The sequence below is a fragment of the Pseudarthrobacter sp. MM222 genome, assembly GCF_947090775.1.
In the GTDB taxonomy this organism is placed as follows: Bacteria; Actinomycetota; Actinomycetes; order Actinomycetales; family Micrococcaceae; genus Arthrobacter.
The window spans coordinates 1,474,730-1,500,215 of the sequence record NZ_OX352321.1 but is presented as its reverse complement, the minus strand read 5'-3'; the positions used below and the strand labels follow the sequence as shown (position 1 = coordinate 1,500,215).

23 protein-coding genes and 1 pseudogene are annotated in these 25,486 nt (G+C 67.6%); 8 read left to right on the top strand and 16 right to left on the bottom strand.

The genetic code is table 11. The annotated features are described in order from the left end of the window. Positions 1 to 11: 11 nt before the first annotated feature. The 5 genes from OM977_RS06770 to OM977_RS06750 form a co-directional block, all read right to left on the bottom strand. Complete coding sequence (locus OM977_RS06770) at positions 12 to 2,261, bottom strand: polyribonucleotide nucleotidyltransferase (RefSeq protein ID WP_264356732.1); 2,250 nt, start codon at positions 2,259 to 2,261, stop codon at positions 12 to 14. A 246-nt stretch (positions 2,262 to 2,507) separates the two neighbouring features. Beyond that, positions 2,508 to 2,777: a 30S ribosomal protein S15 gene (gene rpsO / locus OM977_RS06765; protein WP_104063120.1), complete on the bottom strand. Its 270-nt coding sequence runs from the start codon at positions 2,775 to 2,777 to the stop codon at positions 2,508 to 2,510. Between the two features lie 140 nt (positions 2,778 to 2,917). Further along, positions 2,918 to 4,201, bottom strand: coding sequence for a kynureninase (gene kynU / locus OM977_RS06760; RefSeq protein ID WP_264356731.1), 1,284 nt, complete (start codon positions 4,199 to 4,201; stop codon positions 2,918 to 2,920). Continuing rightward, positions 4,198 to 5,052 (bottom strand): tryptophan 2,3-dioxygenase, encoded by an 855-nt coding sequence (gene kynA / locus OM977_RS06755; RefSeq protein WP_264356730.1) that lies wholly within the window; start codon positions 5,050 to 5,052, stop codon positions 4,198 to 4,200. The genes kynU and kynA overlap by 4 nt, the downstream gene beginning before the upstream one ends. A 45-nt stretch (positions 5,053 to 5,097) precedes the next feature. Beyond that, positions 5,098 to 6,093, bottom strand: a complete 996-nt coding sequence (locus OM977_RS06750) for a bifunctional riboflavin kinase/FAD synthetase (RefSeq protein WP_264356729.1) — start codon at positions 6,091 to 6,093, stop codon at positions 5,098 to 5,100. A 237-nt stretch (positions 6,094 to 6,330) separates the two neighbouring features. On the opposite strand from OM977_RS06750, the gene OM977_RS06745 reads away from it, so the two are divergent. Then, complete coding sequence (locus OM977_RS06745) at positions 6,331 to 7,131, top strand: DUF937 domain-containing protein (protein ID WP_264356728.1); 801 nt, start codon at positions 6,331 to 6,333, stop codon at positions 7,129 to 7,131. 82 nt (positions 7,132 to 7,213) lie between these two features. On the opposite strand, the gene OM977_RS06740 is transcribed toward OM977_RS06745, so the two are convergent. Together OM977_RS06740 and OM977_RS06735 are read right to left on the bottom strand one after the other, a co-directional pair. Continuing rightward, a complete protein-coding gene (locus tag OM977_RS06740; protein ID WP_264356727.1) occupies positions 7,214 to 7,792 on the bottom strand; it encodes an adenylate kinase in 579 nt (192 codons plus the stop codon). Between the two features lie 207 nt (positions 7,793 to 7,999). Next, positions 8,000 to 9,919, bottom strand: coding sequence for an HNH endonuclease signature motif containing protein (locus tag OM977_RS06735; RefSeq protein ID WP_264356726.1), 1,920 nt, complete (start codon positions 9,917 to 9,919; stop codon positions 8,000 to 8,002). A gap of 223 nt (positions 9,920 to 10,142) precedes the next feature. On the opposite strand from OM977_RS06735, the gene OM977_RS06730 reads away from it, so the two are divergent. Both OM977_RS06730 and OM977_RS06725 read left to right on the top strand, forming a co-directional pair. Beyond that, a complete protein-coding gene (locus OM977_RS06730; RefSeq protein ID WP_264356725.1) occupies positions 10,143 to 10,547 on the top strand; it encodes a VOC family protein in 405 nt (134 codons plus the stop codon). Between the two features lie 147 nt (positions 10,548 to 10,694). Next, on the top strand, positions 10,695 to 11,255 hold the full coding sequence (locus OM977_RS06725; RefSeq protein ID WP_264356724.1) for an NUDIX domain-containing protein: 561 nt from the start codon (positions 10,695 to 10,697) through the stop codon (positions 11,253 to 11,255). 73 nt (positions 11,256 to 11,328) lie between these two features. Here OM977_RS06725 and OM977_RS06720 read toward each other — a convergent pair whose 3' ends face one another. From OM977_RS06720 to truB, 3 genes are all read right to left on the bottom strand, one after another. Then, positions 11,329 to 11,757: a hypothetical protein gene (locus tag OM977_RS06720; RefSeq protein WP_264357334.1), complete on the bottom strand. Its 429-nt coding sequence runs from the start codon at positions 11,755 to 11,757 to the stop codon at positions 11,329 to 11,331. Between the two features lie 70 nt (positions 11,758 to 11,827). Continuing rightward, positions 11,828 to 12,181: a hypothetical protein gene (locus tag OM977_RS06715; protein WP_264356723.1), complete on the bottom strand. Its 354-nt coding sequence runs from the start codon at positions 12,179 to 12,181 to the stop codon at positions 11,828 to 11,830. Positions 12,182 to 12,183: 2 nt separating this feature from the next. Next, complete coding sequence (gene truB / locus OM977_RS06710) at positions 12,184 to 13,125, bottom strand: tRNA pseudouridine(55) synthase TruB (RefSeq protein WP_264356722.1); 942 nt, start codon at positions 13,123 to 13,125, stop codon at positions 12,184 to 12,186. 70 nt (positions 13,126 to 13,195) lie between these two features. On the opposite strand from truB, the gene OM977_RS06705 reads away from it, so the two are divergent. Together OM977_RS06705 and OM977_RS06700 are read left to right on the top strand one after the other, a co-directional pair. After that, positions 13,196 to 14,353, top strand: coding sequence for a pyridoxal phosphate-dependent aminotransferase (locus tag OM977_RS06705; RefSeq protein WP_264356721.1), 1,158 nt, complete (start codon positions 13,196 to 13,198; stop codon positions 14,351 to 14,353). Between the two features lie 113 nt (positions 14,354 to 14,466). Next, entirely contained in the window at positions 14,467 to 14,676 is a 210-nt protein-coding gene (locus tag OM977_RS06700; RefSeq protein WP_264356720.1) for a hypothetical protein, read from the top strand. Positions 14,677 to 14,786: 110 nt separating this feature from the next. On the opposite strand, the gene rbfA is transcribed toward OM977_RS06700, so the two are convergent. From rbfA to rimP, 5 genes and pseudogenes are all read right to left on the bottom strand, one after another. Further along, complete coding sequence (gene rbfA / locus OM977_RS06695; protein ID WP_264356719.1) at positions 14,787 to 15,296, bottom strand: 30S ribosome-binding factor RbfA; 510 nt, start codon at positions 15,294 to 15,296, stop codon at positions 14,787 to 14,789. A gap of 245 nt (positions 15,297 to 15,541) precedes the next feature. Beyond that, positions 15,542 to 18,456 (bottom strand): annotated as a pseudogene (gene infB, locus OM977_RS06690) (translation initiation factor IF-2). A gap of 152 nt (positions 18,457 to 18,608) precedes the next feature. Then, entirely contained in the window at positions 18,609 to 18,941 is a 333-nt protein-coding gene (locus OM977_RS06685) for a YlxR family protein (protein WP_442960725.1), read from the bottom strand. Positions 18,942 to 19,173: 232 nt separating this feature from the next. Then, the gene (nusA, locus tag OM977_RS06680; RefSeq protein ID WP_264356717.1) at positions 19,174 to 20,154 is read right to left on the bottom strand and encodes a transcription termination factor NusA; all 981 of its coding nucleotides are present in this window, start codon (positions 20,152 to 20,154) and stop codon (positions 19,174 to 19,176) included. Then, positions 20,154 to 20,771, bottom strand: a complete 618-nt coding sequence (gene rimP / locus OM977_RS06675) for a ribosome maturation factor RimP (protein ID WP_264356716.1) — start codon at positions 20,769 to 20,771, stop codon at positions 20,154 to 20,156. The genes nusA and rimP overlap by 1 nt, the downstream gene beginning before the upstream one ends. Before the next feature lie 105 nt (positions 20,772 to 20,876). Here rimP and OM977_RS06670 point away from each other — a divergent pair, with 105 nt between their 5' ends. The 3 genes from OM977_RS06670 (at position 20,877) to OM977_RS06660 (ending at position 24,047) form a co-directional block, all read left to right on the top strand. Continuing rightward, a complete protein-coding gene (locus tag OM977_RS06670) occupies positions 20,877 to 22,037 on the top strand; it encodes a ferritin-like domain-containing protein (RefSeq protein WP_264356715.1) in 1,161 nt (386 codons plus the stop codon). Between the two features lie 117 nt (positions 22,038 to 22,154). After that, positions 22,155 to 22,889: a VIT1/CCC1 transporter family protein gene (locus tag OM977_RS06665; protein ID WP_264356714.1), complete on the top strand. Its 735-nt coding sequence runs from the start codon at positions 22,155 to 22,157 to the stop codon at positions 22,887 to 22,889. 72 nt (positions 22,890 to 22,961) lie between these two features. Next, complete coding sequence (locus OM977_RS06660) at positions 22,962 to 24,047, top strand: aminoglycoside phosphotransferase family protein (RefSeq protein WP_264356713.1); 1,086 nt, start codon at positions 22,962 to 22,964, stop codon at positions 24,045 to 24,047. On the opposite strand, the gene OM977_RS06655 is transcribed toward OM977_RS06660, so the two are convergent. Then, complete coding sequence (locus tag OM977_RS06655) at positions 24,044 to 25,483, bottom strand: pyridoxal phosphate-dependent decarboxylase family protein (RefSeq protein ID WP_264356712.1); 1,440 nt, start codon at positions 25,481 to 25,483, stop codon at positions 24,044 to 24,046. The two genes, OM977_RS06660 and OM977_RS06655, sit on opposite strands and share 4 nt — an antisense overlap. Positions 25,484 to 25,486 lie beyond the last annotated feature (3 nt).

Genomic DNA, 25,486 nt, shown 5'->3' with positions numbered 1-25,486 from the left:
GTCAGGAAAGACTACTCTGCGGACTCCACGGAGACCTCAGCGTTGGCTGAGTCCTCGGAGCCTGCCTCGTCGGCCACGACGGGCGAGAGGGAGAGCTTGCCGCGGTCATCGATCTTGGTGATTTCCACCTGGATCTTCTGGCCCACGGAGACGACGTCCTCGACGTTGTCCACGCGCTTGCCGCCGGCGATCTTGCGCAGCTCGGAGATGTGCAGCAGGCCGTCCTTGCCCGGGGTCAGCGAAACGAAGGCGCCGAAGGTGGTGGTCTTGACGACCGTGCCCAGGTAACGCTCACCGATTTCGGGGACCTGCGGGTTGGCGATGGCGTTGATCGCGGACCGTGCTGCGTCGGCAGACGGGCCGTTGGTGGCGCCGATGTAGACAGTTCCGTCGTCCTCGATCGAGATGTCGGCTCCGGTGTCTTCCTGGATCTGGTTGATCATCTTGCCCTTCGGGCCGATGACCTCGCCGATCTTGTCAACCGGGATCTTGACCGCGATGACGCGCGGCGCGAACTCGGAGAGCTCGTCCGGGGTGTCGATCGCGGAGTTCAGGACATCCAGGATGTGCAGGCGGGCTTCGCGGGCCTGCTTCAGGGCTGCTGCCAGGACGGAGGCCGGGATGCCGTCGAGCTTGGTGTCCAGCTGGATGGCTGTGACGAACTCGGCGGTGCCGGCGACCTTGAAGTCCATGTCACCGAAGGCATCTTCGGCGCCGAGGATATCGGTCAGGGCGGCGTAGCGGGTCTGGCCGTCAACCTGGTCGGAGACCAGGCCCATGGCGATACCGGCGACGGCGGCCTTCAGCGGCACACCTGCGTTGAGCAGGGACAGCGTGGAGGCGCAGACGGAACCCATCGACGTCGAACCGTTGGAGCTGAGAGCCTCAGACACCTGGCGGATCGCGTAGGGGAATTCCTCGCGGGACGGCAGCACCGGCATGATGGCGCGCTCTGCCAAGGCACCGTGGCCGATTTCGCGGCGCTTCGGCGAACCGACGCGGCCGGTCTCACCGGTGGAGTACGGCGGGAAGTTGTAGTTGTGCATGTAGCGCTTGCGCGTCACGGGAGACAGCGAGTCGATCTGCTGTTCCATCTTCAGCATGTTCAGCGTGGTGACACCCATGATCTGGGTCTCGCCGCGTTCGAAGATGGCCGAACCGTGGACGCGGGGCAGAACCTCGACCTCGGCGGTGAGCTGGCGGATGTCCGTCAGGCCGCGGCCGTCGATGCGGATCTGGTCCGTGAGGATGCGCTGGCGCACAACGTGCTTGGTGACCGAGCGGAAGGCAGCGGAGAGTTCCTTCTCGCGGCCTTCGAACTGGCCGGCCAGGGAAGAGGTGACCTCGTCCTTGAGCTCGTCGGAGGCGGTGTCGCGTTCCTGCTTGTCGGCGATCTGGAAGACAGCAGCCAGCTTGTCAGCGGCGGCGGACTCGACAGCGGCGTAGACGTCGTCCTGGTAGTCCAGGAAGACCGGGAACTCGACGGTCGGCTTGGCGGCGCGGGCTGCCAGGTCGGACTGTGCTTCGCAAAGGGCCTTGATGAACGGCTTCGCGGCCTCGAGGCCCTCGGAGACAACCTCTTCGGTCGGGGCGGTGGCGCCCTGTTCCTTGATGAGGTTCCAGGAGTTGTCGGTGGCTTCGGCTTCTACCATCATGATGGCGACGTCGTCACCTGCGATGCGGCCGGCAACGACCATGTTGAAGACGGCGTTCTCGAGCTGGGAGTGCTTCGGGAAGGCCACCCACTGCGAGCCGTTCTCGTCGGCGACGAGGGCAACGCGGACGCCGCCGATCGGGCCGGAGAAGGGCAGGCCGGAGAGCTGGGTGGACATCGAGGAAGCGTTGATCGCGACCACGTCGTACAGCTCGTCCGGATCGATGGAGAGCACGGTGACGACGATCTGGACCTCGTTGCGCAGGCCCTTGACGAAGGCGGGGCGCAGCGGGCGGTCCATCAGGCGGCAGGCCAAGATGGCCTCCGTGGAGGGGCGGCCTTCGCGGCGGAAGAACGAGCCCGGGATGCGGCCGGCGGCGTACATGCGCTCTTCGACGTCGACGGTCAGCGGGAAGAAGTCGAAGCCTTCGCGCGGGTGCTTGCCGGCGGTGGTGGCGGACAGCAGCGCGGTCTCTTCGTCGATGTAGACCATCGCTGCGCCGGCTGCCTGCTTGGCAAGGCGGCCGGTTTCAAAGCGGATTACACGCTTGCCGAAGCGGCCGTTATCAATGACTGCTTCTGAGAACTGGATTTCGGGACCCTCCATAGAGAGTCACCTCCGTTTCATGGTTCACGGAGCCCAGCCGCATCAACCCAGCCCAGCATCTGTCTACTGGCCTGCACTGCACCCGGTCATCGATCGAGACCCACGGGCCGGGCTTCAATCCTTGAAGCCGTTCCCGGGGATCACTACCGAGGACCGCGAATGCGTGATGCGGTTGATCCTCCTGTTGAGTTTTGTTTGAAGAAGGCGGCCCTTTCCGTCACGGAAGGGGCCGCCCCTTACAGCTGACTAGCGGCGCAGGCCGAGACGCTCGATGAGCGCGCGGTAGCGGGTGATGTCAGTGTTCTTGAGGTAGGTCAGCATGCGCTTGCGACGACCAACCATGGCCAGCAGACCGCGCTGGGTGTGGTAATCGTGCTTGTGCACCTTCATGTGCTCAGTGAGATCCTTGATCCGCTGAGTCAGGACTGCAACCTGGACCTCCGGCGAACCGGTGTCGCCCTCGGACGTTGCGAAATCCTGAATGATGGACTGCTTTACAGCGGCTTCAAGTGCCACGATAACTCCTAGAGATGTGCCGTGAGGCCCGAATCAGTAACTCACTGCCGGGGGTGCCGCGCCGGGGATCTCCTCCGAAAGAGGACGTTCGCCGTTCACAACAAGAGCCAGCCGCCACGGACTGCAGCCGGATCCAACGCTTAGTTTACCGGCACGGCCGGGATCTTGTCGAAACCGGGGCCCTGCAGCCGGTCCCGGATCGCGGCGACGCCTCTGTACAGCTCGGCAAAGGACGTGCTGAGCGGCGAGAGGCCGATCCGAATGCCGTGCGGCGCCCGGAAATCCGGAATGACATCCTGCTCCCACAGGGCGGCGGTCATCTCGCGGAACGCCGGGTGGTCGACCGTGATGTGGCTGCCGCGCGCCTCGGGGTCCCGCGGCGTTCCGAGGCTCACGCCCGCGGGCGCCAGCCACGCGTCGTGGAGTTCGACGGCGAACGCGGTCAGCAGCCGCGACTTCTCCCGGACCGCCGCCATTCCCACTTCCTCGAGCAGGTCCAGCGTCCCGCGCATGGCGAGCATCCCGAAGATCGCCGGCGTGCCGCTGAGGAACCCGCGGATGCCGTTGGCGGCTTCGTAGCCGGGGCCCATCTCGAAAGCATCCTTGCGCCCCATCCAGCCCCAGATCGGCTGCTGCAGGCCGGGCAGGTGCCGGACGTTGACGTAGGCGAACGCCGGCGAGCCCGGTCCCCCGTTCAGGTACTTGTAAGTGCAGCCGGCGGCGAAGTCGACGCCGGCGTCGTCCAGGCCGATCTCCACTGAACCGGCGGAGTGGCACAGGTCCCACACGATCAGCGCGCCGGCGTCGTGCGCGGCAGCGGTGATGCCCGGCAGGTCCGCGAGGTACCCGGAGCGGTAGGCGATCTGGCTGAGCACCACGACGGCGGTGGCCGGGCCCGTCGCGGCGCGCACCTGTTCGACGGTCACGCCGGACGCGGGATCGGCGTCGATCCAACGCAGGGTGAGACCCTCCTCGCGGGCGATGCCTTCGACGAGGTAGCGGTCGGTGGGGAAATTATCGGTGTCCAGCACGATTTCCGTGCGGTCCGGATCGGTCACGGCGGCCAGTGCGGCGCGGATCAGCTTGTAGAGCACCACGGTGGTGGAGTCGGCGATGATGGTCTGCCCGGGTGCGGCACCCAGCACGGCCCGCCCAAGCTGGTCGCCGATGGCCTGCGGGAGCTCCAGCCATTCCTCGTCCCAGCCGCGGATCAGCCGGCCGCCCCAGCTGCCCTGGATGAAGCTGCTGATGTCGGTGACTGTGCGGTTGAGCGGGCGGCCCAGCGAGTTGCCGTCGAGGTAGGACAGGTCCGTGTCCGTGCCGATGAACTGCTCGCGGTACGCGGCCAGCGGGTCGGCGGCGTCGAGTTCGAGGGCGCGCTGCCACAGGAGGTCCGTTGCTTCGGTTTTGGTGGAGATGCTCACTGGCCAATCTCCGTCCGTACCGCAAAGAGCTCGGGGAAGAACGTCAGCTCGAGCGCCTTCTGCAGGAAGGCGGCGCCGCTGGAGCCGCCCGTGCCGGACTTCATTCCGATGGTCCGCTGCACCGTGCGCAGGTGGCGGAATCGCCAGAGCTGGAAGTTGTCCTCGAGGTCCACGAGCTCTTCGCACGCCTCGTAGGCACCCCAGTTGTCCGCCGCGTTTTCGTAGATGTACTTGAAGACCGGGACCAGTTCCGGGCAGAACTCGTGGGCTTTCGTGACGTCGCGTTCCAGCAGGGAGGCCGGGACGTCGAAGCCCTGGCGCTTGAGGTAGGCCAGGAAGTCGTCGTAGATGCTCGGAGCCTCGAGGAGTTCCAGCAGCATCGCATGGGCCTCGGGGTCGGATTCGAAGACCGGCAGCATCTTGCGGTTCTTGTTGCCGAGCACAAACTCAACCGCGCGGTACTGGCTGGACTGGAAGCCGGAGGAGTTTCCCAGGAAGCCGCGGAACTGCGAATACTCAGTGGGGGTGAGAGTGGCCAGCACGGACCACTGCTCGGTCAGCGTCTTCTGAATGTGCTTGACGCGGGCGATGGCCTTCAGCGCCGAGCCGAGGTCGTCGGAGCGGAGCCACGCGGCGGCGCTGCGGAGCTCGTGCAGGACCAGCTTCAGCCACAGTTCGGTGGTCTGATGCTGGATGATGAACAGCATCTCGTCGTGGTGCTCCGGAGCGCTCACCGGCTGCTGCGCGCTGAGCAGCGTCGGCAGCTGCAGATAGGACGCGTAGCTCATCCGGGAGCTGAAGTCGCGGACAATGTCCTTGTCCAGCTCCCTGGTGTTCTTCTCGATGGTCACGGCTCTTGCCTTTCTTGCCAACTGGCTGTGCTTCCTACCGAACGGTCAGCGCGTGCGGCCGGCGCGGAACAGGATCTGGTGGGCCTGGACCACGTCCAGGCGCATCTGGTCCACGAGCGCTTCAGGGCCACGGTACGCCACCATGCCGCGCAGTCTGGCGACGAATTCCACCACTACTGTCTGGCCGTACAGATCGAAGTCCTCCACGGCCTCTTCCGGACGATCGATGACGTGGGCTTCCACCTGGCGGCTTACGCCGTCGAAGGTGGGGTTGGAGCCGACCGAGATCGCGGCCGGCCAGCGGGTGCCCGCCTCATCCACGAGCCAACCGGCGTAGATGCCGTCGGCGGGGATATAGCCGGTCGAGCTGGAGGCCAGGTTGGCGGTGGGAAAGCCGAGGTCGCGGCCGCGGGCGGCACCGTGCACCACCTCGCCGCGCATTCGGTGCGGCCGGCCGAGGACGGCGGCGGCGGTGGCGACGTCGCCTTCCCGCAGCGCCTCGCGGACCCAGGTGGAGGAGCACCGGCGGTCCTTGCCGGCGTCGTCATGGATGGGAAACCCTTCGGAGCCGAATTCGCTGATGACCAGCACCTCAAAGCCAAGCTTTTTCCCGAGTTCCTGCATCGTGTGCAGGTCCCCGGAGTTGCCGCGGCCGAAGCGGGCGTCGTGGCCGATCACGACGTGGCTGGCGCGGAGGCTGCCGACCAGGACGGTGTCGACGAATTCCTCGGCAGTCAGGCTGGCCAGTTCTAGCGAGTACTTCATCACCAGCACGGCGTCGAGGCCGAGCTCTCCGAGGGCGGCCAGTTTGTCCTCCAGCCCCATGATCAGTTCCGGGGCCGCCTCGGGCCGATGCACCTGCGCGGGGTGCGGGTCGAAGGTGATGGCGACCGCGCGGGCGTGGTTCAAGCGTGCGATGCGGATGAGCTGGGAGAGGACCTGCTGGTGGCCGCGGTGCACGCCGTCGAAGTTGCCGAACGTGACAACGGAAGGACCAAAGTCCGCCGGGACTTCGGACGGATCGTTCCAGATGTGGACCATCAACCTCGCCTTTTGCTACCTGCCATGAGCTCTTCCGGAGAAACGGTGCCGGCTCCGGAACTCTCTAAGATTACCTGCAATCAACACGGGCCCCTGACGCCCCCGGCAGTGGCCGCAGGCGCCGTCTTCCGCGGTCCGGCGGCCCGGACTACGATGCTAGGGCAACACTTTCACGGCGTCTGCGCAGTCGCCGATTCACCTCATCGCCGCGCGCTGGTGCGGCTGAAGGAGTACACCATGACTGAGCTCAACGACATCCTCGGGCAGATCCCGGTAGACCAGATTGCCGGCCTGCTCGGCACGGACCCGCAAACCGCCCAGGCAGCCGTGGAGGCCGCCGTCCCCACGCTGCTCGCGGGAATGCACAACAACGCTCAGGCCCCCGACGGCGCCGCCTCGCTCGAGTCGGCGCTCAGCCAGCATCAGGACGGGCTGATCGATGGAGGCGTGGACGTGGCCCAGGTGGATACCGCGGACGGTGAAAAGATTGTCAGCCACGTCTTCGGCGGGCAGCAGGACCAGGTGGCGAGCCAGCTGGCCGGCACCGCGCAGCTGGGCGGGGTGGGCGGGGACCTCGTCAAGAAGCTCCTGCCGATCCTGGCGCCGATCGTGATGTCCTACCTTGCCAACAAGGTTCTCGGTGGACGCGGGCAGTCGTCGCGCGGCGCTGACGGGTCCGGGCAGGCCGGCGGGATCGACCTCGGCGGCATTCTGGGCGGGATGCTTGGCGGTGCTGCCGCTGGCGGCGGACAGGGCGGTTTGGGCGACCTGCTGGGCGGGTTGCTCGGTGGCGGCCAGGCGCCGGACCGGCAATTGGCTCCCGACGCCGGGCTGGACAGCAGGCTGGACCCGCAGACGGCTCCGCAGTCCGTGCCCCAGGGCCAGCCACAGGACCAGCCGGTCGGCGGCGCGCCGCGGCCGGGTGAGCTCATCGAGGTGGACCTTCCCGGGAGCCAGCCGGAAGAGCGAAAGAAGGACGACGACGGCGGCAACGGCGGGCTGGGTGGGCTGCTGGGCGGACTATTCGGGAAGAAGTAGTAGAGCTTCTCGGACGCCAGCGGCGGGCCGGCGGCGGCCGGGCGGGCGATGCGCCTGAGGATGCGCCTCCGCCGTCGTCCGGTCAGGGCCTGCCGACCCCGCGTCCGTCGCGCGCCACCTGCTCAAGCCAGGCCTCAAGATCCCGGGGCCGCCGGAAGACCAGCACTGCAGGCATGTTCGGGTCCGTGTGCAGCTCGCGTATCACGCGCCGCTTCCGCTTGAACGACCTGAAATGCCAGGCGATATTCGAGTCCTTTGCGAGGAGCCGGGCAAGCGTCTCGACGTTGCCGTTGCAGACGGGCTGCCGGGTGACGACGCGCCGCACAGAGCGGCGGATCAGGCGGCTGAGCGAGAGCCAGCGCGGGTAGTCCAGCCCCACTATGAGGTCCGCCCTGGAAACCACCAGATCCCGCCAAACACCGTAAGCGCTGTCCAGCACCCACCGGTCCTGGGCGGCTATGCCTTGGGCGACCTTCCGTTGCGCTTCGGTGCTGGGCTGCTGCCAGCCCGGAAGCCAGCCGACGTCGTCGTCGGCCGAGTACTCCGGGAGCCCGGACGCCAACGCGTATGCTCGGGCGGCCGAGGATTTCCCGCTGCCCGTGACACCGTAGAAGATGACGCGAGAGGGACCGGAGGAGGGCTTCTCGAAGGGTGTTTGCATCAGCCGGCTTCCGGGATCGCGGGTCCTGTGGACGAATGTGCCGGATCCGGAGCGCCCGGCAAGTCGTCACACTAACACCTGCGCACCAGGCCCAAGGAGCTCTGCGGTTGGTGTTGCCATGAACCCATCAGCGGCCGGCGGCTGCGCCCGAACGGCGGTGCGAGTAAATGGGTCAACGGATGGCACGACGCCGGGGGCGGGCTTCCGTCAGGTCCTGCACTGTCTCGGGTCCATCGAACGGCGATCTCCGGTCACTTGAACAGGGGTCACGCCGCCAGTCCGGAACCTGCGGTGGCGTTTTTCCGCCGCGCCCTGGCTTGGGGCCGGAGTGCATGCGGCGGGCAAGGGATCTCCGGTGGCTAAGCGATCCGCGATCGTGAAGGGATCCCCATCCGGAATCGAGTGCCAGCCCGGGCAAGGGTCCGCGGGCAGTTCCAGTTCGGGATCCCGGCCCGGATCCTCGATCGGGTCCTCGTTCAGTTCGTGGTTCAGATCGTCGTCAGGATCCTGGTCCGGAAACTGGTCCGGTCCGTCCTCAGGTCCTTGATCCGGGAGCGGGCCGGAGTCGAACTCTGTGTCCGTGTACGTGTCCGTTGCCGGGAGGTGGATTGGCCAGTGGGGTGGTTCCCAGTCCTGGTGTTCGCTGGGGTAGTGGCGTCCGGTGGGTGAGGTCCATCCGGGTGGGGTGGTTTTGGTGGCGGCGGTGGGTGTCCAGGCGGTGGTGTGTTTGAGGCGGTGGTGTTTGGGGCAGGGTTGGCCGAGGTTGGTGATGCCGGTGGTGCCGCCGTCGGCCCAGGCCAGGAGGTGGTCGGCGTCGTTGTCCAGGGAGTGGTTGTTGCAGCCGGGGAACGGGCATTTGGCGTCGCGGAGGCGGAGCCATTGACGCTGGGCCTTGGTGAGGCGGTAGCTGGTTCGGCCGATTTCCAGCGGGGCGCCGTCGCGGGGGTCGGTGAGGACGCGGTAGAAGGAGTCGGCGCCGTCGGCGATCAGGCGCCGGGCCATGGACGGCGGGATCGGCCCGTGTCCGTCGAGGGTGGCGGGTTCGTCGGTGGCGCCGAGGAGGGACAGGACCGGGACGGTGATCAGGACCTGCGCCCGCGGTGACGGGACCTGCCCGGCGGGTCCGTCGGCCGGGCCCCAGCCGCTACCGCCGGTTCCCCGGATCCCGGCTCTGCCGCCGCCGGTTCCGTCGGCCGTGCCCGCGTTGCTGGTGTTCCCGCTGGTCCCGCCGGTGGTACCACTGGTGCCGTTGCTGGTGAGGAGCCAGGTGGCGGTGATGTCGGCGCGGAGCTGGGGAAGAGTGCGGGCCTCGTGGGGCCCCTGGAGCGCGCGGGCGGCGGCCGTGGTCCGGTCCCAGATCCCGGCGGCGGTGTCCGCCGGGAGGTAGGCCGAGAACCAGGCCATGCCGTCCCGGTCCGGGGTGTAATCGACCCGGCGGTCCGCGGAGCTTCTGGTGTGGCGTGCCTCGATGCTGGCCGGGTGGTGGCGCTCCCGCCAGCTGCGGGCCTTCGCCCGGAACCGGCCCGGAGTGAGGTCCCCGGCCGGGCAGCCGCGGGCCGGGTTCGGTGCAGCGGGGTCCAGGAAGTGCGCCTCCAGCGCGGCGGCACCGGCAGGGTCCAGGCCGCTCGACTCATCGACGAGGATCCGGGCGTGCTGCCAGGAAATCATCCCGGCCTGCAGGGCAGCCAGGGTCAGCGGCAGCGCCGCCGTTAGGGCCAGGGCTTCGGACAGGAGGGCTGCGGCACTGCGTTCGCTGACGGTCAGGACGCAGGCGACCTCCGCGACGACGGCCATTTCCTGGGCGGTGCGCTCCTGCGGGGACGCCGCCGGTGGTGCCAGGGCCTCGGCGGCCCGCACATAGCCGGCGGTTAGGTGCACCTTCAGCGCGGCGAAGCCGGCCTCCATCCGGGCCGCCTCGGCCAGCCCGCCCAGGTACGCGTCCGCGAGGTCCTGCAACGGATCGGCATCCCCGAGCGCGCTGTCGTTCTCCAGCGGGCCAGTGCCGGACCCATCAAAGCCGTCACCACCGGCGCCGGGGAAGGCAAGGGCAGCAAGCGCAGCCATGGACGCGGCGACGGCCGCCAGGGCCTCCCTGCTCTCCACACTCCACGTTGCCGTGCTATCCATACCCACAGCATCTCAGGGGGCAGTGACATTTTGACCCACCGGCTCTGTTGCGGTGTGACCCTGCCTCCGACTGGCGTTCCGTGAAGATATTGAAAGCTTCGTAGTGGCCCTTGTGAGCGGACTCTGCATGGAAGGCAGTGCCCAATTCACGGTTTAGCTGCTGTTACCGGGACCTGCCGTCGACTTTGCAAAAGGGTGAAGACATGCGTGAAAGACTCGCACAGTGAAAGACGACTCAGAAGGCGCGTTGCACCATATCGAACTTTGGGTGCCGGATCTCAACAGAGCCACAGCTGAGTGGGGCTGGATCTTGTCCACCTTGGGGTACGTGATCTATAAGTCTTGGCCACTTGGAATCAGCTGGCAGAAAGGCTCTACCTACATAGTTCTAGAAGAATCGCCGGGCTTGAGTGGCCGTCTTCATCAACGAACAGCGCCTGGTCTAAATCACCTCGCGTTCATCGTGGGCAGCCGGTTACGTGTGGACGCGCTGGCTAAAGACAGCGCTGAGTACGGCTGGACGCCGTTGTTCCCAGAAAAGTATCCACACGCGGGCGGACCGGAGCACTACGCCGCCTACCTCGAGAACTCCGACGGCTTCGAAATAGAGCTCGTGGCCGCTCAATAGGATCACTCGCTAGCTACGCCTTCAACGATGCCCCTAGAAGGTCCCACTTCCAATGATCGTCTGGGGACGCTTCTCCGAAGCACCAGCGCACGTTCTCCAACGTCACACGTCTGTCCCGACAAGAGGCACCCGTGGCAAGCTGTAACGATGGACAGAACAGCTGCCACGGCCCCTGGAAATTCACAGCCCGGAGCGCCGTACAACAGTGCCACACTCCCCGACGAACTGCGCCGCCCCCGCGGACCGCGCGATCCGGGCGACGCCTGGGTCGAGGGTGACCGCGGACGGTTCTGGGGCCGCTTCGGCTCGGCCGGGCTGCTCGTCCATGATCCTGCCAAGGGCGTCCTGCTGCAGCACCGGGCGTTGTGGAGCGACAAAGGCGGAACGTGGGGCCTGCCCGGCGGCGCCCTGCACCAGGGCGAAGAGGCTGTGCACGGGGCACTGCGGGAGGCGGAGGAAGAAGCCGCCGTCCCGCCGGAGAGCGTCCGGGTCCTGTTCACTTCGGTGTTCGACGTCGGCTACTGGACCTACACCACCGTCGCCGTCGAGGTCGTCGAGCAGTTTGACCCGGCGATCAGCGACCCGGAAAGTCTTGAGCTGCAGTGGGTTCGGCTGGACCTGGTCAGCGGCAAGGACCTGCACCCCGGCTTTGGCGCGTCCTGGCCGGAGTTGCACCGCCGGTTGCTGGAGGGTTCCGCGGCGCGCTGACAGGTTCTAAGGTGCGGGCATGACTAGAGAACATGGAACCCCGCCCCCGGTCCGCCAGCTCAGCCCCGGATAGCTAGCCGGCAACTTTCGGGGCAGGACGACGGCGGTAAAGCCACACGAGCCCCAGGATCGGCAGCAGGAGCGGAATGAAGGCGTAGCCGCGGCCGAACAAGGACCAGACGGTCTCGTGCGGGAAGTTCACGGAGTCGAACACGCTGAGCGCCCCGATCACCAGCACGCCGACCAACTCCACCAGCACCGCGGAAACGGAGACCTTGAACCAAGTGCGGCCGGCCTTCGCGAGGGACACCGTGGCCACAATGTAGACGACGGCGGCGAAGGCTGACAGCGAGTAGGCAAGCGGCGCTTCGGAGAACTTTGTGAGGATTTGATAGCCGGCCCGGGCGGTGGCCGAGATGGCAAATACCGCGTAAACGGCAATCAGGAGACGGCCCGGTCCCGTGTTCCGGGTGTCCGTTTTCAGCGCTGCGCCCTCTGCCAAAGTCGCTCCCGGGGCTGTTCCGGTGCCCTCGGGGGAAGGTGTTGCTGTCACGTTTGTTGCCTCTTCCAAGTCAGTACCAGATCTGGTTCATTCGGGCGGCCATCACGAGTGCCGTGACGCCCACTGCGGCCAGGACGAAATTGCTCCACCGCGTGCGTTCCAGGATGGACCAATACACCGCGCCGACGGGCAGCAGGAGTGCCGTCAGCAGGTAGCCCCAGAATTCCCAGGTCTCCCCCGCGATGCGCTCGCCGGCCGCGACCCGGACGATGGACCCGACGAGGTATACCAGCAGCGCCAGTTCGACGGCGGCCACGGACAGGATCGTCACGTCGTTCGGGGCCTTCTTGAGAATGCCCGCGCCGAGGCAGATCAGGGTGGAAATCAGCCCGACCGCCAGGATGATGTAGAAATACGCGTCCAAGGCTAGTCGGCCCGCTGTTCCTGCTGGGCAGCGCGCTTTTCGTTGTCGGGGGCGAAGACGAGCACGGGCTTGGCATAGCTCCCGGCGTCGGCCAGCAGCGCTACGAGCGTCCCGTCCGGGGCGAACGCCGCGGCCGGGCTTTCCGCCGTCGCCGCTTCAGGGGTGCCGGCGGCAGGTCCCGCGGCGATCCGGCGGCCGAAGGAAATTTCGGTGGTCTCGTCCTCGCTCAGTTCACGGTTAGGCATCAGCGCCCGCGCCGCCTCGGACATTTCCAGCACGTCCATCTCGTCAGCCAGCTGTTCCAGGGTGTGCGCCTGTTCGAGCGTGTACGGACCCACCTGGGTCCTGCGCAACGCCGTGAGGTGACCGCCGACGCCGAGCGCGTTGCCCAGGTCGCGGGCGAGGGCCCGAATATAGGTGCCGGAGGAGCATTCAACCGTGACGTCGACATCCAGCGCCTCGCCGTCGCGCACCGCGCGTAGCCCGTGCACCTCGAAGCGGTGGATGGTCACAGGCCGCGCGGCCAGCTTGACCTCTTCGCCGGAGCGGACCCGGGCGTAGGCCCTTTCCCCGTTGACCTTGATGGCGCTAACGCTGCTGGGAACCTGTTCGATCTTGCCGGTCAGGGCCGCGACGCCGGCCCGGACGGCCTCCTCCGTGACCGCCGCCGCGCTGTGCGTGGAGGTGACCTCGCCCTCGGCGTCGTCAGTCACCGTCGATTCACCCAGGCGGATGGTGGCCGTGTACGTCTTCGAGGTGCCCACAATGTAGGTCAGCAGCCGGGTGGCCTTGTTGATGCCGACCACCAGCACGCCGGTGGCCATCGGGTCCAGGGTGCCGGCATGGCCCACCTTTCGGGTACCGGCGAGCCGCCGCATCCGTCCAACCACATCGTGGCTGGTCCAGCCTTGCGGCTTGTCCACTATCACCAGTCCAGAAAGCACGCTTCCCAGTATATCTGCGCGGCGGCTGCCTCCCGCGCCCGCGGCGTAGCTGCCGGTTAGGATGGCAGACATGCCTGAGCTTGCCGCCCATGTCCGCGACGTCCCCATCAACCAGATCCGCGAGATCACCGAAGCCGCCTGGGCCACCCCCGGCGCCATCGTACTAAGCATCGGCGAGCCGGGCTTCGCGCTTCCGCGCCACATCCTCGAGGCGGGGATGGCCTGCCTGGACCGCGACGAAACGAATTACACCCCGAATGCCGGGATCCCGGCACTTCGCGAGGCCTTCGCCGCCAGGTTCCGGGAGCACAACGCGACGCCGGTCGGCGCGGACCGCATCTACGTCGTCGACGGCGCCCAACAGGGACTGCACTTCGCGATGAGCCTGTTGCTCTCCCCCGGCGACGAGATCCTGATCCCCAATCCGGGGTACCCCACGTTTGCCATGACCAGCAGCCTGCTCCATGCCGTTCCGGTGCGGTACCCGCTGTATCCGGAGCACGACTTCCAGCCGCGGCTCGAGGACATCGAGGCGCTCATCACGGCGCGGACCAAGGTGCTGATCCTGAATTCACCGTCAAACCCCTTAGGAGCGGTGCTCGGTGAGGAGCTCACGCGCGGCCTCGTGGAGCTGGCCCGGCGCCACGACCTGTGGATCATTTCCGACGAATGCTACGAGGCGTTCACCTACGACGTCCCGCACATCAGTCCTGCCCGCTTCGACAGCGACGTGCCCGGCGAGGCCCGCGTGTTCACCTCGCTGACGCTGTCCAAGACCTACGGCTTGACCGGGCTGCGAATCGGCGCGCTGGTCTGCCCACCCGGCTTGGAGCAGCAGATGAACAACGTAATGGAGTCGATTGTCTCCTGTGTCGCCTCGCCCTCGCAGTACGCGGCGTTGGCCGCGCTGACCGGCCCACAGGAGTACGTCAGCGACGCCCATGCCCACTACCGGTCCAACCGGGACGCGGCCTCGGCAGTCCTGGCGTCCAAGGGGATCCCGTACCTCACGGCCCAGGGAGCCTTCTACCTCTGGGCCGACGTCTCCCATGCCAGCGGCGGCGACGTCCGGGCCTGGGTCCGGCGCTTCCTGGCCGATTCCAAGGTGTCGTTCGCGCCGGGCACCGCGTTCGGCTCGATCGGCGAGGGCTGGATCCGGATTGCGCTCTGCAGCGGCCAGGACGAGCTCGTTGAAGGCGTAAACCGGCTCCCGGCCCGCGAGGCCTAGAACACCGGGCCGCTAAGGGGTACATAGTCCCTACCGCTCAGGCGGCGCCGCACCTAGCCTTGGCCCACGGCGCTTCGCGCCGGAGTTTCCGGGTTCGATCGGGGAGGTATGGCATGTGGTGGGAGGACTTGCTCTGGGGCATCTGGAACGGCCTCACGGCCTGGATTGTGCTGATCGTCCATGTCTTCGGGCAATGGGGAGAGTTCCCCTTCTATAACGCTGCCCGCGCCGGAAACTGGTATGACTTCGGGTTCCTGCTGGGGATGGGCTCGCCCGTTCTGGGCGGCCTGGGCGCCGGGCGGGCAAGGTTCCGGCGCCGCTGAAAGCCTCCACGCATCCACAGCGCTCAAGGACCGAACAAAAGGGCCGAACAGAAATGGCCGGCCCCAGGAACGGGACCGGCCACTTCACTGCACAACTGCGGGACTGAAGCCTACTTGTTGCGGTCCTCGTCGACGTCGTCGTTGTCGACCAGGTCGAGGTCCTCTTCGTCGAAGTCGTCCTCGTCCAGCTCGACGTCCTGCGGGACGTCGCTCTTGTACGGGTCGGCGTCGCCGGCGTGCTGGGCGCTCGCGGCGAGGGCCGCAACTTCGGCGTCCCGCTTCTTCGCGGCCCGGAGGAGTTCTTCCAGGTTGGAGGCGGTGACCGGAATCTGGTCAGCCACAAACTCCAGGGTCGGGGTCAGCCGGACGGTGATGTTCCGCCCCACTTCCTGCCGGAGCACACCCTTGGCCTTCTCCAGTCCCTTGGCGGCCTCGGCCTGGACCAGTTGGTCTCCAAACACCGTGTAGTAGACCGTGGCATGCTGCAGATCATTGGTGACACGCGCGTCCGTGACAGTGATGCCCTCAAGCCGCGGGTCCTTGACCTTACGCCCCAAGGCCTCGGCAACAACAACCTTAATCCGCTGCGCCAACTTGGCAGCCCGTGCGGGATCAGCCATTTCCACTCCTAAAAATTTGGATGTACGACGGCGCAATGGCAACCGGTACACGCTTCAGTTAGTTGCCACGCGCCTAAGGCAAGCCTACGACGGACTCCCGTTGGATTTTTTCCGGCGGCCTGGGAGTGGCATCGGGCCTGACGGAGCCGGACGGTTTGCGATCGAAGATCGAAAACCGTCCGGCGAAGGGGCGGGGCCGCCGGAAAAATTCCAACGGCCCCGCACCTTTGTAACGCTAGCTCAGACTAGACGCGCGGCTTTTCGCGCATCTCGAAGGTCTCGATGATGTCACCTTCGTTGATGTCGTTGAACGAGCCAAGGCCGATACCACACTCGAAGTCCGTGCGGACCTCGGTGGCGTCGTCCTTGAAGCGCTTGAGCGTCTCAACGGTGAGGTTGTCACCGATGATCTTGCCGTCGCGGCTGATACGGGCCTTGACGTTGCGTCGGATAACACCCGAGCGGACGATGGAGCCTGCGATGTTGCCGAACTTGGAGGAACGGAACACTTCGCGGACCTCGGCGGTGCCAAGCTGGACCTCTTCGTACTCCGGCTTGAGCATGCCCTTGAGGGCCATCTCGATGTCATCAATTGCTGCGTAGATGACGGAGTAGAAGCGCATGTCCACGCCTTCGCGGTCTGCCAGTTCGGCAACACGCTCGGCGGGCTTGACGTTGAAGCCGATGATGACGGCGCTGTCGACCGTTGCCAGGTTGACGTCGTTCTGCGTGATCGCACCGACACCGCGGTGGATGATGCGGAGCTGGACGCCTTCGCCGACATCGATCTTGAGCAGCGCGTCTTCGAGGGCTTCCACGGCACCGGACACGTCACCCTTGAGGATGAGGTTGAGGGTGTCGATCTTGCCTTCGGCGACGGCCTGGTCGAAGTCTTCCAGGCTGATGCGCTTGCGACGCTTGGCCAGTGCGGCGTTGCGGTCGGCAGTTTCACGCTTCTCGGCGATCTGGCGGGCGGTACGCTCGTCGGCGGTCACGAAGAAGGTGTCACCGGCGCGCGGGACGTTGGACAGACCCAGGACCTGCACGGGGCGGGACGGGCCTGCCTCGGTCAGGGCACTGCCGTCGTCGTCGAACATCGCACGGACACGGCCGTGGGCCGTGCCTGCCACGATGGTGTCGCCGACATGCAGGGTACCGGACTGAACCAGGACGGTGGCCACGGATCCGCGGCCCTTATCCAGGTTGGCTTCAATCGCGATGCCGCGGGCATCCTTGTTCGGGTTGGCGCGCATGTCCAGGGCAGCGTCTGCGGTAAGCAGGACGGCCTCGAGCAGCTCGTCGATGTTGAGGTTCTGGCGGGCAGAGACCTCCACGAACATGGTGTCGCCACCGTACTCTTCCGGAACCAGGCCGTACTCGGTCAGCTGACCGCGGACCTTTTCCGGGTTGGCGCCTTCCTTGTCGATCTTGTTCACAGCCACGACGATCGGCACGTTGGCCGCCTGAGCGTGGTTGAGGGCCTCAACGGTCTGCGGCATAACGCCGTCGTCCGCTGCGACCACCAGGATGGCGATGTCGGTGACCTTCGCACCACGGGCACGCATGGCGGTGAACGCCTCGTGGCCCGGAGTATCGATGAAGGTGATCTTGCGGTCAATGCCTTCGTGCGGGTGGGTGACCTGGTAAGCACCGATGTGCTGCGTGATGCCGCCGTGCTCGCCCGCCATAACGTCGGACTTGCGGATGGCATCGAGCAGTCGGGTCTTACCGTGGTCAACGTGACCCATGACGGTGACAACAGGAGGACGTGCCTCGAGGTCTTCGTCGCCTTCGGCTTCCAGCTCGGCCTCGAAGTCGATGTCAAAGCCGGAGAGCAGCTCGCGCTCCTCGTCCTCCGGAGACACAACCTGGAGCTTGTAGCCAAGCTCCTCGCCCAGCAGGGCGAAGGTTTCCTCATCCAGCGACTGCGTGGCCGTGGCCATTTCGCCGAGGTGGAAGAGGACGGTCACGAGTGCGGCGGGGTTTGCCTCGATCTTGTCGGCGAAGTCCGTGATGGACGAGCCACGGCGGAGCCGGACAACGGTGTTGCCGTCGCCGCGGGGCACGCTTACGCCACCCAGCGACGGAGCACTCATCTGCTCGAGTTCCTGGCGCTTGGCACGCTTCGACTTGCGCTGCTTGCCGCGGCCTGCGCCGCCCTTACCGAAAGCACCCTGGGTGCCACCGCGACCGCGGCCACCCTTGCCGAAGCCACCGCCGGCCGGAGCGCCGCCGCCACCGGTACCGGGAGCACCGGTTCCTGGAGCGCCACCCGGACGGCCCGGACCACGGGCACCGCCACCGGGGCGGCCTGCACCAGCGGGTGCGGGACGTTCGGTGCGGTTAGGCATCATGCCGGGAGTCGGACGGTTTCCGCCGGCTCCTGCCGGACGGCCAGCGCCGGGAGCGCCGGCCGGACGCGGAGCGCCCGGACGTGCACCCGGAGCGCCGCCGGTGCGGGGGGCACCCGGACGGGGACCTCCTGCGCCTGCTGCGGGACGGGGACCGCCGGGACGCTCGCCCTCGGTACGGCTGCCGCCCGGACGGGGCATGCCCTGGGAGGGAGCGAACGGGTTGTTACCCGGACGCGAGGGACGTTCGTTGTCTCCGCCGCGGCCCCGGGGCATGCCCTGGGACGTCGCGAAGGGGTTGTTGCCGGGACGGGGGCCGCCCGGGCGAGGTGCCGAGCCGCCCTGGCGTGCCGGAGCAGCCGGAGCGGCAGGCGCTTCAGCCTTCGGGGCGGGCCGTGCGCCGGGCTTGATGCCCGAGGACGGTGCCGTCGAAGGAGCAGCGGAAGGCTGTGCAGCCGGTGCCTGTGCGGCGGGGGCTGCGGGTGCGGCGGCTGCCGCGGCCGGAGCCGGTGCAGCTGCTGCCGGAGCCGGAGCTTCGGCCTTGGGTGCTGCTGCCTGAGCCGGGGCCGCGCGGGCGCCGGACGGGTTGCTGCCGGGCTGGCAGGTGCCTTGGGGGCCGCCGCGGGGGCTTCGGACTTCGAAGCTGCCGGGGCGTCCGGGAATGCGTTGCGGAGTTTCCTCACAACGGGGGCCTCAATGGTTGAAGAGGCAGAGCGAACGAATTCGCCCAGTTCCTGCAGTTTGGTTACTGCATCTTTGGAAGTAATACCGAGCTCTTTAGCAAGCTCATGTACGCGGACCTTGGCCACATTTCTCCTGTCTCGGTCCGCACCGAGCCAGGCACGAACCGTCTACTTCTTACTGCGGGCCTCCGCCGCGATTGCAGCTGAAAGGCCCATTGCAGAGCGCAACAAAGTTGTCATCGTTGCGCACTCATCGCTGGGAACTCATCGGGTTTCCATCAGTTTTCTGACCCGCTTTCAGGTTGGACGGTTGTTGCTGCGGCCACCGGAGTGTCCACGGCTTTCGTGCCTGCCGTGATCCGGCGTTCGACGTCGGCGGTGCCGGTTGCGCCGTTTAGGGCGCGTCCGAACGCTCGACGTTTGACCGCCAGTGCCAGGCACTTTTCGCTGGGGTGCAGCCATGCACCCCGGCCAGCCATCCGGCGTCGTTCATCCACTACGACGGCGGATGAACCGCTGCCGCCCGAGACGAGCCGGAGTAACTCAGACCGCGACCCTTTTTGTCGGCATCCGATGCACGTACGTTGCGGTTGATTCTCGAGGTGATGCACATGTGCCACGTCCGAGTATCTTCCTGCCAGTACCTGCCTGCGCGCCCGGGACTTCCGGGGCCCGCCAGCCAAAGCGTCCGGTAACTACGACTTTGCCAAGCTAAAACCCGGATGCGCTGAGGGCACACGGACACCGGCCCTTAGGCGCGGTCATGTCTATTCTAGCCCCTCCAGCGTCCGGACCCCGAACCTGAGGGGACACGGACGCTGCGGGGCGGGCGGCAAGGGCGGCCTATTTGTCGCGGGCCACCGCGGCGTCGGAGACGATGTCGATCCGCCAGCCGGTGAGCTTGGCCGCGAGCCGCGCGTTCTGGCCTTCCTTGCCGATGGCGAGGGACAGCTGGTAGTCGGGGACGACGACGCGGGCGGAGCGGGTCGCCTCGTCCGTGATGGTGACCGAATTCACCCGTGACGGGGACAGCGCGCTGGCGATGAAGGTTGCCGGATCGTCGCTGTAGTCGACGATGTCGATCTTCTCATCGTTGAGCTCGGTCATGACAGCCCGGACACGGGAGCCCATTTCACCGATGCAGGCACCCTTGGCGTTGACGCCCGAGGTGTTGGCTTTGACCGCAATCTTGGTGCGGTGCCCGGCCTCGCGGGCCAGTGCCACGATCTCGACCGAGCGGTCCGCGATTTCCGGGACTTCCAGTTCGAAAAGCTTGCGGACCAGGCCCGGGTGGGAGCGGGAGAGCGTGATGGAGGGACCCTTGGTGCCGCGGTGCACATCGATCACGAAGGCCCGGAGCCGGTTGCCGTGGATGTACTTCTCGCCCGGAACCTGCTCGGGCGGCGGCAACAGCGCCTCCACCGTACCGAGATTGACCTGGATCATGTGCGGGTTGTTGCCCTGCTGGATGGTCCCGGCCACCAGTTCGCCTTCGCGGCCCTTGAACTGGCCCAGGACGTTGTCGTCTTCGGCATCGCGCAGGCGCTGAAGAATGATCTGACGTGCAGTGCTGGCGGCGATGCGGCCAAACCCGGCCGGAGTGTCCTCGAACTCGCCGATCGGCGCGCCGTCGTCGTCAATCTCGGTAGCCCAAATGGTCACGTGCCCGCTCTTGCGGTCCAGCTCGGCGCGGGCCTTCTCGAAGGCTCCGGGGGTCTTGTGGTAGGCCACCAGGAGGGCCTGCTCAATGGTCGGAATCAGGAGATCCAGCGGGATTTCACGCTCACGCTCCAGGAGTCTTAGTGCGCTCATGTCAATATCCATCAGGCCTCCTCAGAAGGTCCATTGTTTGCGTTTTCCAGCCCGGCCTCTTCGAGGTGGCTGAACTCTATCTCGACTTTTCCACTGCGGATCCTGTCGAAAGGAATCTTGACCGGCTCGCCCTGCTTGGGTTTCATGCCCTTCTTGACAGCGATTTCCGGGACGAGCGTGACGCCGCCGTCTTCCACCGTCTGGATCCTGCCGGTGACGTTCTCGCCCTGCAGGACGTTGACCTTGACCAGCCGCCCGCGGGCGCGGTGCCAGTGCCGTTCCTCGGTGAGGGGACGCCCTACGCCGGGCGAGGAAACCTCGAGCTCGTAGGGGCGGGCGTCCGTGCTCGGATCGTTGTCCAGGATGTCGGAGAGGGTCTTGGATATCTCGGCGATGACGTCGAGGGTGACTCCGCCCGTCTCTTCCTGCGGCAGGTCCACTACAACGTGGACCACCCGGTTGGCGCCGGCGACGTGGATGGAGACGTCCTCGAGGTACAGGCGGTTCGCCAGGACCTCGGGTTCAAGGAGGGCGTGCAGACGCTCGGCCTCCAAGTTCTGGGCAGGTGCGGCTTCAGCCTTCCCCGTTCCGGTCCGGTCTGTTGAAGTCGTGGCTTCTGCGTTGGTCATGATGCCGGCCGCCTCCCGTTAGATGATGTTGTGTGTACTAGCCTAGCGATTTTCCCGGCGGCGTGGTGCACCCAGTTCCCGGCCGGCATGACAACATGGTCTGTTGTGAAGGACGACACCGGGGAAAAGAGATTGGGCTGGCTCACTCCCCGGTTTCTGCTCCGCTTCGCGCTCCTGGCATGCATCGCCCTGGTGGTGGTCGGCCTTGGCGTGGCTTTGACGCCCGGAAACCCGAAACAGCCCGGGGAACCGCCGTTTTCCGAACGCGCGCGGACGGCCGCGCTCACCGAAACCCTGCGGCTCCGGGCTGCCGGTGAACACCTCGGCAGCTCCGCCCCGGGCGCAGGACAGTCCGCCCTCGCCCGGACTGTGACGTTGCTGACAGGCCAGGCCCGGGCCCTGCTGTCCCCTGGCCAGGCCGCCCCGGTGTTTCCGTCCGCAGTTGCCGCGCAGGCCAACTCCGCCACGCAGAACGGGCCGGGAACTCAGGCTGCGCAGCCCTCGACCGGAGCTGCCTCGCCCCCGCCGGCCCCGCTGCCGGATTCGCCGGCCGGGCTGGCCGCCGCCCTCGCCGCGAGTGGCTCCCAGCGCATCGCCGACGCCACCGAGGCCGACGGCGGGATGGCCAGGCTGCTGGCCGCCGTCGGGACCGCGCAGCTGCTTCAGGCATCCTCCCTGGCGGCGGCCACCGGCGTGCCCGTTCCCCCGAACGCCGATCCGGTCCCGCCCCAGCTGTCCGGGTCCTGCCCGGGTCCAGTAGTTTCGGCGTCGCCAGCCAGCGGCGGGGTTACGGTTGCGCAAGCGCTTGAGGCGGCTGTGCGGACCGAACTTCAGAGCGTCTACGGCTATCAGCTGGCACTGACCAGACTCGGCGGCGAGCCCGCGAAGGCCGCCGCGGGTCAGCTGGCCCGGCACGAGGCACTCCTCCGCGGAGCCGAATCCCTGAGCCTTCGCCACTGCGTCTCCCCGCCCCCTCCGGAGGCCGGTTATGGCTTGGCGCCGTCCTTTTTTGCTGCGCCGGGTACCGGCCTGGCCGGGCTGGAAACCAGTGCACTGCCGGTCTACGGAGACCTGGTGGCGCTGAGCGAGGGAGAAACCCGGCAGTGGGCCATCTCTGCCCTGCTGGAGACTGCCCGCGGCGCCGCCGCGTGGGGCGCCCAGCCGGGCCCCCTGCCCGGACTTTCGGCCGACGTGGAGTCCCTACCGCCCTTGCCGGATCCCAGCACCCCGACACCCGACGCTCCGGCCCCGACACCCGGCCGCTGACGGCGTGTCCGCGCCGAAGGTGCCCCGTTCCGGACCCAGCCGCGAAGCGAGTCCGGGCTTACTTTGCTTAGCCTCGCGATACTGGCCAGCCAGCGGCGCCGATGCTTTGCTGTAACCATGGACAGCACCGGCGCCCCCACGCTTCATGAGAACGAACCGCACCGCAACGACCTTGCGCACCGGCTCAATTGGCTGCGTGCCGGCGTGCTGGGCGCCAATGACGGTATCGTCTCGGTCGCCGCGATCGTCGTCGGCGTAGCCGGTGTCACCACGGATTCCGGCCCCATCCTGATCGCGGGTGCCGCCGGAGTCGTGGGTGGGGCGATCTCCATGGCGTTGGGCGAATACGTCTCGGTCAGCAGCCAGAAGGACAGCCAGCAGGCCCTGATCGAAAAGGAAAGGCAGGAACTGCTGGAACAGCCCGAGGAAGAGCTCGACGAGCTCGCTGCCATCTACCAGGGCAAGGGCCTCAGCGCCGACACGGCCCGCACCGTGGCACGGGAACTCACCGCGCACGACGCCCTCGGTGCCCACCTCTCCGCCGAACTGAACATCGACGAGACCGACATCGTCAGCCCCTGGCATGCCGCGTTTGCGTCCGCCGTCGCATTCCTGGCCGGCGCGATCCTGCCCATGCTGGCCATCCTGCTGCCACCGGAGAATATCCGGGTGCCGCTTACGTTCGTGGCCGTCCTCGTGGCCCTGGCGGCCACCGGCGCACTGGGTGCCTGGATCGGCGGCGGTTCGCAGCTGAAGGCCGCGGCGCGGGTGGTGGTGGGTGGCGCTCTGGCGCTGTGTGCGACCTTCCTGATCGGCAACCTGCTCGGCGCGAGCGGCGTCAGCATCGGCTGAGTCCCGGTCCGCGAAGCCCGCCCGGCGGTGTCCCGTCGGGATGTCCGCGGCCCGGCAACTACGCTGGATCCGATGAGCCAGTCCGCAGATGTCCCGATCCCGCCCGATCTCAGCCGCCGTTACAGCACCACGGCCTCCGGCCGCGACTGGCTGGCGTCGCTCCCCCGGCTGGTCCGTTCCGGCCTGGACCGGTGGCAGCTGGCGCTGGACCTCGGGCCGGGGTGCCTGCCCTGGCACGGACACGGGGCCATTGTGGTGCCGGTCCGGCGCCTGGACGCCGACGGCGGGCCGCCGGAACCAGCCGTGCTGAAGGTCGCCTATCCGCACGAGGAGGCAATCGTGGAACGGCACGCGCTCACGTTGTGGGCCGGCGGCGGTGCTGTGCGGCTGCTGGCGGCCGACGCCGACGCCGGGGCGCTCCTGCTGGAGCGCCTGGACGCCGCCCGCTCGCTGCAGGACGTGCCGGTGGATGCCGCTGTTCCGGTGTGGGGAGAACTGGTGCGCCGGCTCAGCGTGGTGCCCGACGGCCGGCCGGAGTGGCGGGAGTTCGGCCATGTGGCTGCCAGGGCCGAACAGTGGAGCGATGAGCTGCCGGAGAGCTGGGAACAGTTGGGCCGTCCCTTCCCGCGCTGGCTGCTGGAAGCAGCGCTCGAGGTCTGCCAGACGCGCGGCGCCGTCGGCCGGCGCTCGGGGAAAGACGTGTTGGTCCATACCGACCTGCACTTTTCAAACATCCTGGCCAGGCCGGTACGCTCCGGCGGACGTGGCGTCCTGGGCGTGGCCGGCGGTTCGGCCGAAGCGACCAGTACGGCGGCCAGCTACGCCGCCATCGACCCGCAGCCCATGATCGGCGAGGCGGAGTTTGCGGTGGCTCCGCTGCTCTGGAACCGGATCCCCGAGCTGTCCCGGGCGGACCCGGAACGGGGCCTGCTGGAGCGCTGCCGGGACTTCAGCGCCGCCGCCGGCCTCGACGCCGAAGCCGCCCGCCAGTGGAGCCTGGCCCGGGAAGTGGACAACGCCCTCTGGTACGCCTCGCAAGCCCGTCACGAAGGGGACCTGGCGCGCTCGCTCTGGGTGGCCAGCACGCTGGCCGGACGCACCCTGCCGGGGCTGCCCGCAGCGCATGACTTGCCGGTCCCGGGGACGGCTGCAGCCTAACCGGTGTGCCCCCGTACTGCCGCCACGGCGTCCCGGACGGCGCCGACGGCGGTCGCCACATCGGCGTCGTCCGTGCTCCAGTTGCTCACCGAGATCCGCAGGATGTCCCGGTCCTGCCACCGGGAACCGGACATCCAGACCCGGCCGTCAGCAATGATTTGTGCCGTGACCGCCCGGGTGGTGGCGTCGTCGCCGAAGGCCAGCGAAACCTGGGTGTAGTCGACGTCGTTCAGCACCTCCACGCCGTCGACGGCCGACAGTTGCTCGGCCAGTTGCGCGGCGCGCCGCACCAGCCCACGGACCTGGGCGGCAACGCCGTCCCGGCCCAGCTCCTTCAGGGCCGCCCACACGGGCACCCCGCGGGCCCGCCGGGACAACTCGGGAACCTTCTCGAAGGGGTCTCCGGGACCCTCCGTGTCCTGGATCAAGTAGCTGGTGTGCACTCCCATCGCCGAACGCAGCGCCTGGGCGTCCCGGACGATCGCGATGCCGCAGTCGTACGGGGCATTCAGGGTCTTGTGCGCGTCGGTCCCCCACGAATCGGCGAGCTGCAGCCCGGCAGTCAACCCGGCGAGCTCCGGAACCGCGGTTGCCCACAGCCCGAAGGCGCCGTCCACGTGGACCCAGGCGCCGTGCGCCTTCGCGACCGCTATCGCCTCGGTGAAGGGGTCGAAGGCGCCGGAGTGCAGGTTCCCGGCCTGCAGGCAGACCAGCAGCGGAGCCGGGCCGGAGCCGCCGGCGCCGTCCAGGGCCGCGCCGTCCAGGGCCGCGCGGTCCAAGGCACAGTCCAGTTCCGCTGGGTCGATCCGGCCCTGCCGGTCGGCAGGCACGACCGTCGGCCGGCCCAACCCCAGGTAGCGGAGGCCAAGATCGATGGTGTCGTGCCGTTCCTGCCCCACCAGGCAGTGGATCCGCGGCGCCCCCGACAGGCCGTCGCGGTCCAGATCCCACCCGGCGTCGGTCAGCAGCCGCCAGCGGGCCGCCGCCAAGCCGGCAAAATTCGCCATGGTGGCGCCCGTGGTAAAGCCGACGTCGGACTCTTCCGGGAGCCCCAAGAGCTCAAGCAGCCAATGGCCTGCAGCTTCCTCGATGGCCGCCGTCGCGGGAGTGGCGTAGCGGAGACCGGTGTTCTGGTCCCAGGCGCTGACCAGCCAGTCCGCGGCGAGGGCCGCCGGGAGGGTGCCGCCGATAACCCAGCCGAAGAACCGTCCGGAGGGCATGGCCATCAGGCCTGGCTCGGCTTTGGCGGCGAGATAGTCCACCACTGCCGCCGCCGGCATGCCCTCATTGGGCAGCGGTCCGCCGAAGTCGGCCGCCAATGCGGCCGCGGTGGTGCGTGGGCTGACCTGGCGTGTTTCCTGGCTCTCCAGCCACCGGTGCGCATGCCGGGCCGCAGCGTCCAAGGCGTCCCTGTAGCGTTCTTCTGGTGCTGACATAGC

What these genes read in the sequence shown, in the direction of transcription:
- OM977_RS06705 (WP_264356721.1), top strand. Translation starts at nt 13,196, where the DNA reads ATGCCTGAGCTTGCCGCCCATGTCCGCGACGTCCCCATCAACCAGATC.
- nusA (WP_264356717.1), bottom strand. Translation starts at nt 20,154, where the DNA reads ATGGATATTGACATGAGCGCACTAAGACTCCTGGAGCGTGAGCGTGAA.
- OM977_RS06700 (WP_264356720.1), top strand. Translation starts at nt 14,467, where the DNA reads ATGTGGTGGGAGGACTTGCTCTGGGGCATCTGGAACGGCCTCACGGCC.
- OM977_RS06770 (WP_264356732.1), bottom strand. Translation starts at nt 2,261, where the DNA reads ATGGAGGGTCCCGAAATCCAGTTCTCAGAAGCAGTCATTGATAACGGC.
- OM977_RS06750 (WP_264356729.1), bottom strand. Translation starts at nt 6,093, where the DNA reads ATGGTCCACATCTGGAACGATCCGTCCGAAGTCCCGGCGGACTTTGGT.
- OM977_RS06735 (WP_264356726.1), bottom strand. Translation starts at nt 9,919, where the DNA reads ATGGATAGCACGGCAACGTGGAGTGTGGAGAGCAGGGAGGCCCTGGCG.
- OM977_RS06665 (WP_264356714.1), top strand. Translation starts at nt 22,155, where the DNA reads ATGGACAGCACCGGCGCCCCCACGCTTCATGAGAACGAACCGCACCGC.
- OM977_RS06725 (WP_264356724.1), top strand. Translation starts at nt 10,695, where the DNA reads ATGGACAGAACAGCTGCCACGGCCCCTGGAAATTCACAGCCCGGAGCG.
- rbfA (WP_264356719.1), bottom strand. Translation starts at nt 15,296, where the DNA reads ATGGCTGATCCCGCACGGGCTGCCAAGTTGGCGCAGCGGATTAAGGTT.
- OM977_RS06655 (WP_264356712.1), bottom strand. Translation starts at nt 25,483, where the DNA reads ATGTCAGCACCAGAAGAACGCTACAGGGACGCCTTGGACGCTGCGGCC.
- OM977_RS06745 (WP_264356728.1), top strand. Translation starts at nt 6,331, where the DNA reads ATGACTGAGCTCAACGACATCCTCGGGCAGATCCCGGTAGACCAGATT.
- OM977_RS06740 (WP_264356727.1), bottom strand. Translation starts at nt 7,792, where the DNA reads ATGCAAACACCCTTCGAGAAGCCCTCCTCCGGTCCCTCTCGCGTCATC.
- OM977_RS06660 (WP_264356713.1), top strand. Translation starts at nt 22,962, where the DNA reads ATGAGCCAGTCCGCAGATGTCCCGATCCCGCCCGATCTCAGCCGCCGT.
- rimP (WP_264356716.1), bottom strand. Translation starts at nt 20,771, where the DNA reads ATGACCAACGCAGAAGCCACGACTTCAACAGACCGGACCGGAACGGGG.